Here is a 16,589-nt window from a genome sequence, read left to right on the forward strand (position 1 = left end):
GTGTTGCGTTTCTGCGTCTGGGCGCGCCCGTGGGGGGCGGGGGGTGGGTCGCTGGCGGCGGGGCCGGTCTCCTCCCCGGGCGCCGCCGCGGGGGCGCGCCCCGCCCCCCCCCCGGGGCCGGCCAGCACCACGTACGCCACCAGGCGCTCGGGGTCGCCCTCGGCGGCGACCGCGGCGGCCAGCACCGTGTCGTGCTGCTCCTCCAGGAGGGCCGCGACCTCGGCGGGCTCGATCCGGTTGCCGAGGATCTTGACCTGGTCGTCGGCCCGGCCGAGGTACTCGATCAGCCCGTCGCCGCGCACCACCACGCGGTCCCCGGTCCGGTACATCAGGGCGTCCGGTTCGTCGGGCGGGGCGAACGGGTCCGCTACGAACGCCTCGGTGGTGAGCTCGGGGCGGCCGAGATAGCCCGGGGAGACCCCGGCCCCCGCGAGGTGGAGCTCGCCGGGCACGCCGGGCGGCAGCTCCTCCCCGGCGGGCCCGAGCACATAGGCCCGGGTGTTCCAGACGGGCAGGCCGATCGGCGGCGCCTGCGGGTCGGCGGGGTCGACCGGCGCCGACAGGCTGGTGCAGGACACCTCGGTGGGCCCGTAGACATTGCGCAGCGGAACATTCCAGCGGCGGGCGCACTCCGATGCGAGGGCGCGGGTGAGCTTCTCGCCGCCCAGGTAGATGAGCCGCAGCGAGGACGCGGGGCGGCCGTCGGCTGCGGCCGAATAGGGCTGTTCGCCGTGTTCGTCGTCCTCGGCGTCCAGCGCCGCGCGCAGCAGTCCGGGCGTCATGGACACCACCGTGCTGGTGCGCAGCAGCCGCAGCAGGGCCCGGCCGTCCTTGCGCTCCACGTCGTCGGCGTAGACGAGTTCGGCACCCGAGACCAGCGCGCGGAACGTCTCGAAGGTCGCCGGGTCGAACGAGGTGCCCACCACGCACAACAGCCGGTCGGCCGGGGTCAGTTGGGAGTCGTCGGCCCACCACAGCACCGTGTTGGCGAGCCCGCGGTGCGGTACCGGGACGCTCTTGGGCCGGCCGGTGGTGCCCGAGGTGTAGATGACCACGGCGGTGTCCTGCCCGGCGGGCGCCGGGGAGCGGCGTTCGCCGCGGGGGCCGTCCCGCAGCGCGGCCAGATCCAGTACGCGTACGTCGCGGTCCGTCTTGCGGAGCAGCGCGGCCCCCGCCTCGTCGGCGAGGACGACGGGGTGGCCCAGGTCGCCGAGCACGTACTCCAGGCGCTCGACCGGTGTGTCCAGGCCCAGCGGTACGTACGCGCCGCCCGCGCGCAGGGCCCCCAGCCAGCCCGCGACCAGGGCGGGGCCGCGCGCGGCGAGGACGGGGAAGACGCCGCCGGAGTCCAGGCGGGCTGCGACGTTCCAGGACCAGTCGTCGAGCTCGGCCCGGCTGAGCCGGGCCTCGCCCGCGCGGACGGCACTGGCGTGCGGGGCCTCGGCGAGCCGGGCGGCGATCAGGTCGAGCAGGCCGCGGTCGGCGGGCGGTTCGGTGCGGCTCAGGTCGCGGCGGGGCCCGGTGAGCACGCCGGGGACGGCGGCGCCGGGCAGCCGGCTCGACAGCGGGAGGGCCCGGAGCTCGGTGCCGGGGGCCCGCACGGCCGCGGTGAGCAGCGCGAGATAGGCGTCGCGGAATCGCCCGGCCATCTCCTCGGAGCACAGCGCGAGGTCGTACTCGATGGTGCCGAGCACCCCTTCGGCCCGGTCCTCGACCAGGAACAGCAGGTCGTAGCGGGCGGTGCCGGTGGGCAGCACCTCCGGCTGCTGCCAGCGCTGGTGGCCCGAGGTCCGGGGCGCCGGCATGTTCTGCACGCCGAAGGCGACCTCCACCAGCGGTCCGCGGCCGGTGCCGCGTTCGGCCGCCGTCAGCGCGGTGAGCCGGTCGAAGGGAAGGTCCTGGTGGGCCAGCGCCCGGAAGGCCTCGGTGCGCGAGCGCAGGCACAGCTCCTGGAACGTCAGGTCCGCCTCGGGGCGGCACCGCAGCGGAACGGTGTTGACGAAACAGCCGACCACGCCTTCCAGGACGGGCTTGGGCCGGTTGGCCATGACCGTGCCGACGATGAAGTCCGACGCTCCCGACCAGCGGCGCAGCACCTCCTGGAAGGCGGCGAAGAGCACGACGAAGGGCGTGGCCCGCAGCTTGGTGGCGAGCCGGCCGGTGCTCTCCCACAGATCGGCGGGCACCGGGAACGCCAGCCGGCCGCCCGCGCGGATGTCCTCGGTGCGCGGGCCCCGGCCGGGGAAGAGCGGCGAGGCGGCGGCACCGGCGAGCTCTCCGGCCCGCCGGGCCGCCCGGCCCTCCACGTCGCGACCCTGGCGGGACTCCCGTTCCCAGGCGGCGAAGTCCGCGTACTGGACGGCTGGTTCACCCGACGGCTCGGGGCCCTGGGCCAGGGCCGCGTCGTAGGCCTCGCGCAGGTCGTCCGTGAGGGTCGCCAGGGACCAGCCGTCGAAGGCGATGTGATGGATCGTCAGCAGTACGGTGTCGCCCTCGGGCGCCCCCTGCCACACGTGGCAGCGCAGCAGCGGCCCGTGCTCCAGGTCGAAGGGTGCCCGGGCGCGCGCGGCGAGCTCGTCCGGGCCCGGTCGCCCGGCGAGCCGGCCCACCGTGACGTCGACCGGCCGCGGCGGGCCGACCCGCTGCACCGGTCTGTCGCCGCCGGTCCGGTAGGTGGTGCGCAGCGTCTCGTGACGGGTCGACAGGTGCAGCAGCGCCCGGCTGAGGGCGGCCGTGTCCACCGGCTCGGTCCAGCGCAGCAGCAGCGGCACGTTGTAGGCGGCCGTGCCGGGGTGGGCCTGTTCGATGAACCACAGGCTCTGCTGCGCCGCCGACAGCGGCGCCTCGGCCGCGCCGCGCCGGTCGAGCACCGGACTGTTCTGATCACGCATCTCTGCCCCCCAAGAAAACTGTCAGCGTCCGACCGGGACCGAGCGCCGCACCGCATCGGTCAGCTCGGCCAGATCGGCTGCCAACAGGACGTCCGCCGGGCCGAGTTCGACCGAGACGGCTTCGCTGATGCGGGACGAAAGCTGAATCGCGAGGATGGAGTTGCCGCCGCACTCGATGAAGTTGTCGCCGTCGCGGGCGTCGGGCACCTGGAGGACCTCGCACCACAGCCGCCGGACCTGACCGGCCGGCCCGTCGGCTTCGGACGGCTCCGACGGCTCCTCGCTTGCGGAGCCGACGGCCGCCGTCCGCGTCGCGAGATCCGCGAGGAGTGCCGCGCGGTCCACCTTTCCGGTGGGGCCGAGCGGCAACTGCTCCAGGACGCTCCACCGGGTCGGCAGCATGTAGTCGGGCAGCACCGCGGCGAGCGCGGACCGCAACTCCCGTATGACAGCGGCCCGTTCGGTGCCGCGGCCTGCGGGCAGCACGAAGCCGACGAGGGCGGCGGAGGGGCCTTCGCCCGTCTTCTCGACCACCGCCGCCTCGGCGAGGCCGGTGGCGACGGCCGCCCGCTCGATCTCCTCCAGCTCCACGCGGAATCCGCGCACCTTCACCTGCCGGTCGAGGCGGCCGAAGATCTCCAGCCGGCCTTCCGGGCCCCTGCGGACCACGTCGCCGGTGCGGTAGAGGGTGCCCTGGTCCGCGAGACCCGGGGCGGTGACGAACCGCTCCGCGGTGAGTTCGGGGCGGCCGAGGTAGCCGAGTGCCACGCCCGGCCCGCCGACGCACAGTTCGCCGCGCTCGCCGTCCGGGACGGGCAGCAGGTCGGGGCCGAGCACGTGGAGGGTGGTCTGCTGGATGGCCTGGCCGATCGGCACCCGGTCCACCTGGTCGAGCCGCTCGGGCGTGAGGTCGTAGTACGTGGCGAAGGTGGTGGCCTCCGTCGGCCCGTACACATTGACCAGGCGGTTCGGCGGCCCGGCCGCCAGCACCCGGCGGGCGGCCTCGGGTGTGAGCGCCTCGCCCCCCACGAGCAGCGTGTCCAGGACGCCCAGGGCCGTGGGGCGCTCGTGGGCGATCACGTGGAAGAGGGACGTGGTGAGGAACAGCGCCTCGACCCGTTCGGTGCGCAGCAGCTCCAGCCAGCCGTCCAGGCCGACGGCGGCGACGGGCGGCAGGACCACGACGGTGCCGCAACCGGCCAGGGTCGCCCAGATCTCGAACGTGGTGGCGTCGAAGGCCGGGTTGGCCGCGTTGCCCACCCGGGTGCCCTGGCCGACGGCGCAGTACACGGGGGCGTCGACCAGGCGGCGCACCGCCCGGTGGGGTACCACGACCGCCTTGGGGACGCCGCTCGTGCCGGAGGTGAAGTTCACGTACAGCGGGTCCTCGCCGCGGCTCGGGTGGCTCGTGCCCAGGGGGTCGTCGGAGCACTCCCGTACCACCTCGACCACGGGCAGCTGAGGCGCCAGTGCCCGGGCGCGGGCGGTGTCCCCCGGTGCGACGACGAGGACGCGGGCCGCGGTGTCGGCCAGCTGCGCCGCGGTGCGCGGCCGTGGTGCGCCGCCGTCCAGCGGTACGTAGCAGGCTCCGGCGCGGGCGACGGCGAGCAGCGCCACCACGAGGTCGGCGCTGCGGTCGACGGCGATGCCGCACGCGTCGCCGGGGCGCACGCCCGCTGCGGCCAGCCGGGCCGCGACGGCACCGGCCAGGTTCCACAACTCGCGGTAGCCGAGCCGGCGTCCGGTGGCGGCCTCGCGCACGGCGGGCGCGTCGGGGTGACGCAGCGCGTGCAGTTCGATGGGGTGGTGCACGCCGGCCGTGAGGTCGGCCCGGGCGTGCGCGTTCGTTTGGGTGTCCATGACGAGTGACGTCTCTTGAAAGGTGGGATACGGGTGGGATGTTCGGCAAAAGGGCCGGGTCAGCCCCCGGTATCTGCCTGCTTCCAGAAGGTCCGCAGCCAGCAGAGGACGTGGCGCATGGCGTGATGGTTCGCGTCCGGCTTCAGCGCCCCGCCCTGGAAGAACCGCTGGCCTTCGATCGCGGGGCCGAGCACGGAGATCCGGTCGTCCACGGAGCCGTCCGGGCGGACCACCCGGAAGTCGTCGGTGAGATCGAGCCCGCCCGGCTCGAAGCCCTCGCCGCCCTGGGTGTGCGGGTTGTGCCACTTGCGTACGAGACCGCGGCGCAGCAGGTTCGGATAGAGCGGTGCGATGTCCGCCGAGGCGTCGAAGGCGGGCACCCGGGCGTCGACCAGCACGTCGACGGGGCGGACCGCGCCGGTGAGCGGGCCGGTGACGACGAGGGCGTCCCCGTCGGTGTCGACCCGGGCCCCGGGCCCCGTCGACACGTCGAGGATCCCGTGCTCGATGAGCGCCTGGACCCGTTCCATGATGTCCGGCACCGGGCCGTACGCCAGCCGGTTGTGCTGGCGCAGCCAGGTGCCGAGGAAGGTGCGGTGGGCATCGGCGTGCAGGCCGCCGAAGTTGACGGCGTGCACGATGACGGGACGCAGCCCGCGCCACACGCCGTCGGCGGCGGTCTTGGCCGGATTGACGAACGTGCCCTGGCGCGCCCAGAGATGATCGGTCGTCATGAACTCGACCATCGCCTTGCGGTACTGCTCGGGTGAGGTCTGGTCGCTCGGTGCGATCGGCTGGAGCGTGCGCTCCCAGGAGAACAGATTGCCCGAGGGGAGCACGGCGTGCCGGGTCGGCGACTCCAGAGCGGCGACGGTCGAGGCGACTTCGGCCCGATCGCCGAGGACGGCTTCCAGGCGCTTCCACGCGGACTCGCCGAGGACCACATCGGCATAGCGCCGCAGCAGGGCGTCGAAGGACCAGGGCCGCGTCTTCGCGCGGAGCGAGGTGGCGGACGAGCGGCCGAGGAGCAGGGACTCCAGGGCATCGACGGCCTCCGCGGCACCGCGCTCGACCGGTTCGGTGAGCAGGCGGACCGCGTCCTGCGCCGATGCGGTTCCCGCGGCTCGGCCGAGGAACTCCTGGCGTGCGGCGGCCGATGCCTGAGCGAGGTGCCGGCCGAAATCGGTACCGAAGAGACACTCGTAGTACAGCAGCGACATCTCGGCGACGACGAGCGGGAAGAGGTGGCGCTCGTAGTCGAGTTGACGCACTGTCACCTCGCCGACCCGGACCGGGTCGCTCCCGAAGTTCTCGCGCAGCCGGTCCACGGCCTCGACGGTGAGGAAGACGCCCTTGCGCTTCGGCTTCTTCACCCCGGGCGGGCCGCCGTCGTGCGGCCGGGCGAAGGCGAACAGGCCGGACTCGCTGAAGGCGACGATGGAGCGCGGCTCCTGCCCGGAGGGCACGTAGCGGAGTTCGCCGCTCGCGGCCCGCTGGAAGCGGCCGCCGCGGCCCTCGGTCAGATGCAGGACGACATCGACCCCGGTCAGCATGGTTCCGGCGCAGCCGACCACCTGGCCGGGCCCGGCCAGGTCCGGCGTGAGCCGCTCCCGCAGCGGGTAGGCGCTGGGCACGAAGGCCGAACCGGCCGCGCTCTCAGCGCACATGGCCCAGTGCCGGGTGCGCTCCGAGCGCATGGGGTCGTTGTAGGAGTGGCCGGTCAGGAGCAGGACCTGGTCCACCACCGTCCGGGTGGCGGCGCCGTCGCCTCCGTCCCCGGCGGGGACCGACGTGACGGCCAACGGCCCCCGTACATCAGGGGTTTCGGTGAGCTCCGCCACGTCGACCACCTCGTGGTGGTGCAGCGTCACGGTCACCGAGGGCCGGGAGCGCAGGAGGTCCACGTACGCGGCGAACTGCTCGCGCAGGGCCAGCCCGTGCAGGTAGCGCTTGGGCCAGCTGTCGGGCTCGATGTCGAAGCGGGGGTCGGCGGTCTCCTCGTACTTGCGCCGGCACCACTCGTACAGGGTGGGGCGGAGCGCGTCGGGGAGCAGTGGGCCCGCGTCCTCGACGCTTTCGTCCGCGCCGAAGGACACATGTCTTGCGATCCGGTTGAGGAAACTCGTGGGCGCCTGCAATTGGCTGTGCACGGCACCCGCACCGAACTGACCGGTGCGATCGAAGACATGGATGTCGAGTTCGACCGGGCCCTCCTGCGCGGCCACCGAAGCGGCCAGACGCTCCATTGTATAGGTGCAATACGGGCCGCCACCGACTATTGCCAGGCGTGTCAGGGCCACAACTCCCTCTCTACCTGTGAGTTCCTTAACCAGACCGGATCCGGACATCGAATCCGACGTCGGCGGATTCGTTGCAGATTGCACTGACACCCTATTTCCCCGTCATTAAGGGCGACTTCCGGCGGCAAAGGCCGACCGGCCCGCGCATCGCAGCTGTTGGACGTCACATGCGCCATGGCAGTGAGCTGAAGAAACAGCTAGGCAGAACGGCGACAGCGCAAACGTACCCTCCCTCTCATCCCCCGCGGCAACCCCTCCCGGTGTATTGAAAATGGCCGGGAGGTGTCTGAGATCGGTCGAGTCTAGCTCGAACAGTTTTCCTTGACCACCCTAATTTTTCGGGCCCTATGTAGTAGGAGCGACCGAAAGTACCTATTCGTCATGGACGGCGCCGAAGCCCGCTCTACAGGGGCGGAACCGCGCCGGCGGGCCTGCGACGAGGGGCTCTTCGATGGCTGAACTCCTTGTGCCGCCGGGCCTCCGGGGATGCCGACGCTGCCCGCGCCGGGGGCGCCCGGATGCCTCTTACGCGGCCCAAATCAGGGGCATATCGGGGTAGTTGGACGTTCGTGAGCCAGTCGTGACCGATGCGGACAAGGGTGGCCGCATCGCGGCGACCCGGCCCGGGCGGCCGGGTCGCCGACGGCGCGGATGGCTGGGATCCACCCCTCGCGTCCGGTCCCCGGTCCCGCCCCGGCGCGGGTGAGCCGGGGCGGGACCCGGCTTATTCGGCGGGCCGCGGGATCATTGGGCCGCGTTACCGGATCCGTGCCGGGTAAAGGCGGCATTCGCGGAGCGGGCCGTTCACCGCATTCACCGTCGGCCGGTAGGAATCATTCCGCTTCTGCTTTGACGGTCATGGGGCCTGCGGGTGTTGTACCGGCTTGGACGGATTGCCGTACTTGGTAGGTTTAGGTGCGCCTTGCTCACGTCTGCACATAAGCCCCGCGCCAAATGCTTTCGGCAGAGAACCCCAGGTTGTCGGGTAGCCCGCGCCCGTGCGTAACAATTCACACCGTCGGTGACGCGACAAGCGTGCGCTGGGTGATTAACCTGCGTTAAGGGAGCCGTGCATCGGCCGGGTACAGAAGCCCGCCCCGAGGCCGTCGGCAGCCATGGACGGACCCGGACAAAGGCACCATCCGTCCGGAGATTCAAGCCGCCGTGGCACGATGAGTTCCTCTACTATCCTCTGCAATCCGACATCGAGACAGGTTCTACCCATGGGGGAATTGTGCCGGGAGTAAACAGCAGTGTGCGCGAAATGGGAGAGCTCGAAGCGCCGGCCGGCACGCTGCACTCCTGGTTCGCCCGCCAGGCCGCCAGCAGCCCCCGGGCCATCGCGCTCACCGCAGGCGGCACCTCGATGTCCTACGCGGAACTTCACGACCTGGCCGGACGCATCGCCGGGCGCCTGGTCGCGGCAGGCGTCCGCCCGGGCGACCTCGTACCGGTGTGCGTGGCCCGATGTCGGTCCATACCGGCGATCCTCGGAGTGCTCATGGCGGGCGCGGCCTATGTGCCGCTCGACCCGCGCTACCCCGACTCGCGTCTCGCGAGCCTGGCCGAACGGGTCGGCGCGGGCGTGATCGTGACCGACGGCCAACTCGCCGCCCGGGTAGGGGGCTGGCACCCGGGCCCGCTCGTGCTCGCCGAGGCGGACGACGACGCGGACTGTCCGGCGGTGAACGTCGAGGCCGGCCCCGACGACCTCGCCTATGTGATGTTCACGTCCGGTTCGACGGGCACCCCCAAGGGCGTGAAAATCACCCACCACAACGTGACACGGCTGATGGCCACGACGGCGGCGCTCTACGACCTCGGCGCCGACGACGTCTGGACGATGCTGCACTCCTACGCCTTCGACTTCTCCGTATGGGAGATGTGGGGGGCGTTGCTGTTCGGCGGCCGGCTCGTCGTCGTGGAGGACGAAGAGGCCCGGGCCCCCGACGAGTTGCTCGCCCTCATCGACCGTGAAGCCGTCACCGTGCTGAGCCAGACCCCCTCCGCGCTCGCGGCGCTCGCCGCCGTGGACGAGCAGCGACCGGCCCCGCTCGACGCCCTGCGGCTGGTCGTCCTCGGCGGCGAACGGCTGGACCCGGCCACCCTCGGCGGATGGCTCGCCCGCAGAGGTGACGAGCAGCCGCGCGTGGTGAACATGTACGGGATCACCGAGACCACGGTGCACGTCACGTACTGCCGGATCACGGCCGAGGACGCGGCGGCCGGCGCGGGCAGCCCGATCGGTGTGGCGCTGCCGGACCTGGCCGTCGCGCTGCGGGACGAGGACGGCGCGCCGACCCCGGTGGGCGAGGTCGGCGAGATCTGGGTTTCGGGCCCGGGCTTGGCTCGTGGGTACTTCGGCGACGACGACGCCACCGCTCGCGCCTTCCGCACGGAGACCTGGGGACCGGACGACGACCGGCTCACCTACCACAGCGGTGATCTGGCGCGCGCGACCGCCGACGGACGGCTCTTCTACGTGGGTCGGCGCGACGAGCAGGTGAAGGTCCGCGGCTACCGCGTCGAACTGGGCGAGGTCGGCGCGGCGCTCAAGGCCCACCCGGACGTCATCGACGCCTGCGTCGCGACCGACACCGGCGAATCGGTCGGATCACGACTGCTGGCCTGGGCCACCGTCCGCCCCGGCGGCCCGGACACCGAGGTGCTCCGGAAGTTCGTGGCCGACCGGCTGCCCAGTCACATGGTGCCCAATACGCTGCGGATCGTGGACCGTATGCCGTTGACCCCCAACGGCAAGGCCGATCGCCGGGCCCTGCTCGAACAGGCCCGCGAGGCAGCGAGGGACGCGAGCCCCGCCCTCGTGCGGGACGTTCCCGAAGAGGGCTCCCTGGAAGCGACGGTGGCCGGCATCTGGGCGGAGGAGCTAGGGGTCGCCGAGGTCGGGCTCGCCGACGACTTCTTCGCCCTCGGCGGTCACTCGCTGATGGTCATGAAGGTGATGAGCCGCACACGTCAGGCGGTCGGCGCGCAGGTGCCCGTGCTCGCGCTGTTCGAAGCACCGCGGCTGGCCGACTTCGTCGAGCGAGTACGCGCCGAGAGCCAGAGCCGCGTGGGCGCGGCCGGCTGACGCTGCGTCGAGAGTGTGAACAGCCCTTGTTCTCCCGCCGGTTGAGATGGCTCCGACGAGCCGCGGTGCGGGACTGGGAGGGGCCTGCGGACAGCGGAATCCGCGTCAGATCATTGCGAAGGGGATGGAATCATCGTGCGTAGAGGACGTATGCGGAGCGGCCGCGCGGCCGTGGGGATCACGGCCTGCATAGCGGCGATCACGCTCACGGCCGGTTGCAGTAGCTCGGGTGGTAAGGGCTCGGAGGACAAGGGTTCCGGGTCGGCGAGCGGTGGCGGGGCGGTGAGCACGCCGCGTCTGAAGATCGCGATGGTGACGCATTCCGGTGAGGGCGACACGTTCTGGGACATCGTGCAGAGCGGTGCGAAGCAGGCGGCGGCGAAGGACAACGTGGACTTCCTGTATTCGCACAGTGATCAGGGGCAGCAGCAGGCGCAGTTGGTGCAGGCGGCCATCGATCAGAAGGTCGACGGGCTGGTGGTCACGCTGGCCAAGCCGGAGGCGCTGAAGGATGTCGTGAAGAAGGCCGTCGGCGCGGGCATACCGGTGGTGACGATCAATTCTGGTGCCGATGCCTCGAAGGCGCTGGGCGCGTTGGGTCATATCGGTCAGGACGAGGGTGTGGCGGGGGAGGCGGTGGGTGAGGAGCTGACCCACCGGGCGAGGAAGAAGGTGCTCTGTGTCATCCATGAGCAGGGCAATGTGTCGCTTGAGCAGCGCTGTGCGGGGGTGCGGAAGACCTTCGGGGGCAGTGTCGAGAACTTGAATGTGGACGGTACGAACACGCCGGCGTCGACGTCGTCGATCGAGGCGAAGCTCCAGTCGGCGAAGGACATCGACGCGGTGGTGACGCTCGGCGCGCCGGTGGCGGCGGCCGCGGTGAAGGCGAAGGGGGATGCGGGCAGCTCGGCGGAGATCGACACGTTCGATCTGAACGCGGCTGTGGTCAGCCAGTTCAAGGCGAAGCAGATCGGCTTCGCGGTGGATCAACAGCCCTATCTCCAGGGGTACTTGGCGGTGGACGAGCTGTGGCTGAACAGGACCAACGGCGATGTGATCGGGGGCGGGAAGCCGGTCCTGACGGGGCCCGCGATCGTCACCGAGAAGGACGTGCCGGTGCTGGAGAAGTACACCGCCCGCGGCACCCGATGACCGGCAGCCATCTGCACACCGGCATCACCCTGGACGAACTCACCCGCCGGATGGCGGGCGGCAGCGAACCCGAAGAACTCGGCCACGAACTCCAACGCGGCTCATTCACATACGCGACTTCTGCCGCCTGACCGGTTCTTCATCGCATATCCCCAAGGCCTGTCTCGATCAATGATCGGAGCATGTATAGAAGTAATGCATTCGCTTGGGACGTCGTTCCACAACGCCTCTGCCGACCCTCGTGCGCATGCCGACGGCCGGTCGACTCGCCCTGGCTGAAGCCACGTTGGCGAGGCCTCTGACCTGCCCGAACGCTGTTGCCGCCGCGTTGGATCCGCGATTATGAAGTGACTGAAAATGATTGATCCAGAGGTCAACTCTCTGGTAATTTCACCCGCCGATGCTTTCACATGTGCCGCGCCGATTGCGACTTCCGACCCATGTCGCCGCGAGGTCACGCTGATTCTTCAGGAGCCGTCTCAGATGCAGCAAAAGCCACTTTCCGCACCTCCTATAGCGGTGATCGGCATGGCGGCGCGTTTCGCGGGAGCCGGCAATGTCGAGCAGTACTGGACGAACCTCGTGGAAGGCGTTGAGTCGACCAGTCGGCTCGCCCGGAACGAGGCGGCACCGGACGGGGGTGCCTCGTCGGAGGGCGGCGACCGCGCCGGCGCGTTCGTGCGTGCGGTCGCGAAGGTCGGCGACATCGAGTGGTTCGACGCCGACCGCTTCCGTGTCGCGCCGACCGAGGCCGTCATCATGGACCCGCAGCAGCGGGTGCTCCTTGAGGTGGCGGCCGAGGCGCTGGAGGACGCGGGCTACGCCGGAGAACGCGCCCCCGTCGTCGGCGTGTTCGTCGGCTGCGGTGAGAACCACTACATGCGCGAGTACGTGGCCCCGACGGAGGCCCGCGCGGGACGCACCGGCGACGTCCGCGTCACGCTGGGGAACGAAAAGGACTTCCTCGCACCGCGGCTCGCGTTCAAGCTCGGCCTGACCGGGCCCGCCATCACCGTGCAGACCGGCTGCGCCACGGCGCTCAGTGCCGTCTCGCTCGCCTGCTCGGCACTGGCTGCCGGTGACTGCGACATCGCCCTGGCCGGTGGTGTGAGCCTGCTGATGCCCGACGTCGAGGGCTACACCCACGCCGAGGGCGGAATCCTGTCGGCGGACGGGCGCTGCTGCGCCTTCGACGCCGAGGCCTCCGGCACCATTCCCGGTTCCGGCGCCGGAATCGTCGTGCTCCGGCGCGACGCCGACGCGCGGGCCGACCGGGACCGCCGCCGGGCCGTGATCCGCGGCTGGGCGGTGAACAACGACGGCGGATCGCGCGCCGGGTTCACCGTGCCGAACATCGACGGGCAGGAGTCCGTGATCCGCGCAGCGCTCACCCGCGCGGGCGTCGCCCCCGACGAGGTCGGCTATGTCGAGGCCCACGGCACCGGGACCGCGATCGGCGACCCGGTCGAGTTCGAGGCGCTGCGCCGCGTCTTCGGGACCACCGGCCGGCCGGCCCGGACTCTCACGCTCGGCGCGGTCAAGCCCAACATCGGCCACACCGACGCGGCCGCGGGCGTCGCGGGCCTGATCAAGGCGACGCTCGCGGTCGAGCGGGCCACCGTGCCGGGGACCCTGCACTTCCGCTCGCCGAACCCCGCCATCGACCTCGACTCGACCCCCTTCGTCATCACCTCCAAGACCCTGCCCTGGGAGGCCGAGGGCCCCCGGATCGCCGGGGTCAGCTCGTTCGGTCTCGGCGGGTCCAACGCGCACGTGGTGATCGAGTCCGCGGCCGCCGCGCCGAGCGCGCCCGCCGTGCGCTCGCGGCACATCCTCGCCCTGTCCGCGCGCAGCGACGAGGAGCTGACCCGGATGCGGGAGCGGCTCGCCGACCGGCTGGAGGCGATGGACTCGCCCGACGCCGCCGCGCTGGCCGACATCGCGTACACGCTCGGCGTCGGGCGGGGCAGGTTCGCCCGGCGCTGGGCGGCCGTCGTCACCGAACTCGGCGATGCCGCCGGGCAGTTGCGCGCGGCCGACGAGCCCGGCCGGCCCACCGCCCGGTGGTCGCTGGCGCTGCACGGCACGCCCGCCGAGCTGGCCGCGATGGGTGAACGGCTGCTCGCCACCGAGCCGTTGCTGCGCGGCGCACTCGCCGAACTGGCCGGCCACGCCGATCTCGGCCCTCTCGCCCCGGAGCAGACCGGCGCCCTCGCCGCGCTGGGCGTCGCCCGGATCCTGACCCGGCTCGGCCTGACCTTCTCCCGGGTGGACGCGCCGAAGTGGGCCCGCGCCGCCGCACAGTGGCTGGCGGGCGGCGCCGACCCCGCGACGCTCGCGGCAGCCCTCGGCGCCTGCACCCCCGACACCGACGCCGGGTCCGTCCGCGACGGCGTCGGACAGATCCTCGTCGGCCCGTCCTTCGACCTGGCCGACGTGGTGGCCGCGGCCTGGCGGGCGGGCGTCCCGGTCGACTGGGCCACGTACTACGGCGACGAGCCGCGCGGCCGGGTCCCGCTGCCGACCTACCCGTTCACGCGCCGCCGGTTCTGGCTGGAGCGTCCCGAGCCGCAGCCGGCCCCGGGCAGGGACACCCCGCAGACCTCGACCCGCGCCGACGGAGTCAGCATCATCGACTACGTCGAGCAGGTCTGGCGCGAAGTCCTCGGTGTCGAACACATCGACCGGGACGCGCAGTTCATGGACGGACTCGGTGGCGACTCGTTGCACGCGGTGGAGATCGGCGCCCGCCTGAACGAGGGGCTCGGCCTTGAGCTGCCGCTCGACCTGCCGTTCATCGCGCCCACCATCACAGCCACAGCAACCTTCATCGAACAGGCCCTGGCCACGGAGGCAACCTCATGAGCACCGTCAACAACAACGCTGTCCTAGTCCGCCGACTGGACGTGACCGCCCGCGTGACCGACCAGGTGGTGGACCTCAGCGAGCGCCCCGAGGGCGGCGTACTCCTTGAGACCCTCATCGGCCGCTACGTACTCGACAGCGACGGCCGCGTCGTGTGGCTGCTCATCGACGGGCGCCGCACCGTCGCCCAGGTCGTCGAAGGCGTCGCCGAGCTTACGGGGCTGCCGTCCGCGGAGGTCGAGCAGCAGGTCCAGCACCTGTGCGGCCGACTGCTGGAACTCGGACTGGTCGAACGCGCCACGCCCGCCGACTCCGTGCCGCTCGCACCGGCGGCGGTCGCCGGATGACTCGCCCGGCGATAACCCGGGTCGGCCTGCAGCTCGCCGGCTACTCGTTCCCCGGGACCATGGACAACAAGCTCTTCGAGCGCGTTGTCGAGATCGCGCACACCGCCGAGGCCGCCGGCTTCGACAGCCTGTGGACCATGGACCACGTCCACCAGATCGCCTCCGTCGGCGAGCGGGACGAACCGATCCTGGAGGCGTACACGACGCTCGCGGCGCTGGCCGCCGTCACGTCGACCGCACGCCTGGGAGTGCTCGTCTCCTGCAACGGATTCCGCAACCCCGCGGTGCTGGCGAAGATGGTGACCACCATCGACGTCATCAGCGGCGGCCGCGCGATCCTCGGCATCGGCGCGGGCTGGCACGAAGAGGAGTGCCGCGCCTACGGGCTGGAGTTCCAGTCCACCCGGGAGCGCCTGGCGGGACTCGCCGAAGCGGTGCAGATCTGCCGGGCGATGTTCACCGAACAGGCGCCGCGCTTCTCCGGCACGTACCACCGGGTGGACGAACCCCTCAACGTGCCGGGCCCGTTGAGCCCCGAAGGACCGCCGATCCTCATCGGCGGCGGCGGCGAGAAGGTGCTGATCCCGATGGTGGCCCGGTACGGGGACGCCTGCAATTTCTTCGGTGGACCAGCCACCGTGCGCCACAAGATCAAGGTGCTGGAGAAGGCGTGCGCGGCCGTGGGCCGCGACAGCGCCGAGATCACCAAGACCTGGCTGGGCCACGCGATCATCACCGAGTCCGAAGAGGAACTGCAGGAATCGCTGGAACGCCTCGGCCCGCTGCTGGGTCTGGCGCCGAGCGCGGTACGGGGCTTCGCCCTGTGCGGTACGCGCGAGGAGGTGCGGCGCCAGGTCGCGGAGTACCGCGCGGCCGGGGCCGACGGCTTGATCGTCACCGTGCTCGATCCGGGTGACCTCGACCATCTGCGCCTGGTCGGTACGACACTGCGGGAGGCCATGGATGAGTGAGCCGACCAGCTCCGCCGGGACCGGGCCCGACCTCGGCGGCGACCCGGACGAGGTCGTCGGGGCGGTGTGGGCCGAGGCCCTCGGCCTGGACTTCATCGACCCGGAGATGGGCTTCTTCGATCTGGGCGCGACCTCGGCCATGGTGCTCGAAGTGGTGCGGGTGCTGCGCCGGCGTTGGCCGCGCATCCAGTTCGTCGACGTCTTCGCCCACCCGACGGTCGCCCAACTCGCGGCCTTCCTCGCCGATGAGTAGGCGGCCCGCGGCAGCCGGGGCCCAGGCCCTACACCAGGGCGGTACGGATCGCCCGGGCCAGCTCCAGCCACGCGGCGCCGCCGAAGAGGTGGTCGGCGTCGGCGATCTCGCGGAAGTCGGTGGCACCCGTGGTCTCCTGGCGCCAGCCGTCGACGTCGGCGCGGCTGAGCTCCTCGTCGCGCGCGCCGTAGAACACGGTCAGCGGAACGTCGAGCGGGGTGCCCGGCGCGTACGCGTAGTCGGCGATCAGCTTCATGTCCGCGGCGAGGATCGGAAGCAGCACGGCGAGCAGTTCGGGCTCCTCCCGCAGGCCTTCGGGCACGTAGCGGGTGAGGTCCTGCTCCGCGTCGACGCCGCGGTCCGCGAGGGTGCGCGGCGGGAGCTGCGATCCGACGAGCAGGTGGACGACCTCGGGGCCGTTGCCCGAGCGGTGCAGTTCCTTGGCCACCTCGTAGGCGAGGAGCGCTCCGGAGCACTGGCCGAACAGCGCGACCCGCGGTGCCTCCAGCGCCGCCAGCTCACCGGCCAGTTCGGCGACGGCCTCGGCAAGGGAAGCCGCCGGGGGCTGCGTCTGCCGGCTCTCGCGGCCGGCCAGCCGAGCGCCGTACACGTCCGCCGCGTCGTCGATCACCGGCCCCCACGCACTGAACGGAGTCGCCCCGGCGCCGGCCCACGGAATACCTACGAGTGCTGTGTTATTCCCCGGTGCTGAACTCCACGGAACGAGCACCGGCGATTGCTTCGACATACCCATCGAATTCGATATGACCATGGGCACGGAGCTTAGCATGATGCGCTTCAAATCCGCAGCATCAATTTAGTCCGCAAAGATAGCGTCCGGCTCCGGAAGCTATGCCCG

At 71.7% G+C, this 16,589-nt stretch carries 10 protein-coding genes and 1 pseudogene; 7 read left to right on the forward strand and 4 right to left on the reverse strand.

The features are described 5' to 3' along the window. The 3 genes from ACIBK6_RS05100 to ACIBK6_RS05110 form a co-directional block, all read right to left on the reverse strand. The coding region (locus ACIBK6_RS05100) for an amino acid adenylation domain-containing protein (protein WP_399048878.1) at positions 1-2,891 on the reverse strand (2,891 nt) is incomplete at its 3' end. Between the two features lie 21 nt (positions 2,892-2,912). Further along, complete coding sequence (locus ACIBK6_RS05105) at positions 2,913-4,751, reverse strand: non-ribosomal peptide synthetase (protein WP_399048879.1); 1,839 nt, start codon at positions 4,749-4,751, stop codon at positions 2,913-2,915. A gap of 59 nt (positions 4,752-4,810) precedes the next feature. Further along, on the reverse strand, positions 4,811-7,099 hold the full coding sequence (locus tag ACIBK6_RS05110; protein WP_399049306.1) for an FAD/NAD(P)-binding protein: 2,289 nt from the start codon (positions 7,097-7,099) through the stop codon (positions 4,811-4,813). Positions 7,100-8,315: 1,216 nt separating this feature from the next. Between ACIBK6_RS05110 and ACIBK6_RS05115 the strand changes: the two genes are divergently transcribed. The 7 genes and pseudogenes from ACIBK6_RS05115 (at position 8,316) to ACIBK6_RS05145 (ending at position 15,730) form a co-directional block, all read left to right on the forward strand. Then, complete coding sequence (locus ACIBK6_RS05115) at positions 8,316-10,142, forward strand: amino acid adenylation domain-containing protein (RefSeq protein ID WP_399048881.1); 1,827 nt, start codon at positions 8,316-8,318, stop codon at positions 10,140-10,142. A gap of 150 nt (positions 10,143-10,292) precedes the next feature. Next, complete coding sequence (locus ACIBK6_RS05120) at positions 10,293-11,294, forward strand: substrate-binding domain-containing protein (RefSeq protein WP_399049307.1); 1,002 nt, start codon at positions 10,293-10,295, stop codon at positions 11,292-11,294. Beyond that, positions 11,282-11,425, forward strand: a pseudogene (locus tag ACIBK6_RS05125) (sugar ABC transporter ATP-binding protein); the annotation flags it as partial. The gene ACIBK6_RS05120 and the pseudogene ACIBK6_RS05125, both read left to right, overlap by 13 nt. A 352-nt stretch (positions 11,426-11,777) precedes the next feature. After that, positions 11,778-14,159, forward strand: a complete 2,382-nt coding sequence (locus tag ACIBK6_RS05130; RefSeq protein ID WP_399048882.1) for a beta-ketoacyl synthase N-terminal-like domain-containing protein — start codon at positions 11,778-11,780, stop codon at positions 14,157-14,159. Further along, a complete protein-coding gene (locus ACIBK6_RS05135) occupies positions 14,156-14,506 on the forward strand; it encodes a PqqD family protein (protein ID WP_399048884.1) in 351 nt (116 codons plus the stop codon). Before ACIBK6_RS05130 ends, ACIBK6_RS05135 begins: the two co-directional genes overlap by 4 nt. Then, positions 14,503-15,477, forward strand: coding sequence for a TIGR03560 family F420-dependent LLM class oxidoreductase (locus ACIBK6_RS05140; protein WP_399048885.1), 975 nt, complete (start codon positions 14,503-14,505; stop codon positions 15,475-15,477). Before ACIBK6_RS05135 ends, ACIBK6_RS05140 begins: the two co-directional genes overlap by 4 nt. Then, positions 15,470-15,730 (forward strand): acyl carrier protein, encoded by a 261-nt coding sequence (locus ACIBK6_RS05145; RefSeq protein ID WP_399048886.1) that lies wholly within the window; start codon positions 15,470-15,472, stop codon positions 15,728-15,730. Before ACIBK6_RS05140 ends, ACIBK6_RS05145 begins: the two co-directional genes overlap by 8 nt. Positions 15,731-15,758: 28 nt before the next feature. Here ACIBK6_RS05145 and ACIBK6_RS05150 read toward each other — a convergent pair whose 3' ends face one another. Beyond that, on the reverse strand, positions 15,759-16,520 hold the full coding sequence (locus tag ACIBK6_RS05150; protein ID WP_399048887.1) for a thioesterase II family protein: 762 nt from the start codon (positions 16,518-16,520) through the stop codon (positions 15,759-15,761). Between the last annotated feature and the right edge of the window lie 69 nt (positions 16,521-16,589).

This window comes from Streptomyces sp. NPDC050485 (assembly GCF_044458185.1).
Lineage (GTDB): Bacteria > Actinomycetota > Actinomycetes > Streptomycetales > Streptomycetaceae > Streptomyces.

Coding starts and splice junctions, on each gene's coding strand:
- ACIBK6_RS05105 (WP_399048879.1), bottom strand. CDS start 4,751: ATGGACACCCAAACGAACGCGCACGCCCGGGCCGACCTCACGGCCGGC.
- ACIBK6_RS05110 (WP_399049306.1), bottom strand. CDS start 7,099: ATGTCCGGATCCGGTCTGGTTAAGGAACTCACAGGTAGAGAGGGAGTT.
- ACIBK6_RS05115 (WP_399048881.1), top strand. CDS start 8,316: ATGGGAGAGCTCGAAGCGCCGGCCGGCACGCTGCACTCCTGGTTCGCC.
- ACIBK6_RS05120 (WP_399049307.1), top strand. CDS start 10,293: ATGCGGAGCGGCCGCGCGGCCGTGGGGATCACGGCCTGCATAGCGGCG.
- ACIBK6_RS05130 (WP_399048882.1), top strand. CDS start 11,778: ATGCAGCAAAAGCCACTTTCCGCACCTCCTATAGCGGTGATCGGCATG.
- ACIBK6_RS05135 (WP_399048884.1), top strand. CDS start 14,156: ATGAGCACCGTCAACAACAACGCTGTCCTAGTCCGCCGACTGGACGTG.
- ACIBK6_RS05140 (WP_399048885.1), top strand. CDS start 14,503: ATGACTCGCCCGGCGATAACCCGGGTCGGCCTGCAGCTCGCCGGCTAC.
- ACIBK6_RS05145 (WP_399048886.1), top strand. CDS start 15,470: ATGAGTGAGCCGACCAGCTCCGCCGGGACCGGGCCCGACCTCGGCGGC.
- ACIBK6_RS05150 (WP_399048887.1), bottom strand. CDS start 16,520: ATGCTAAGCTCCGTGCCCATGGTCATATCGAATTCGATGGGTATGTCG.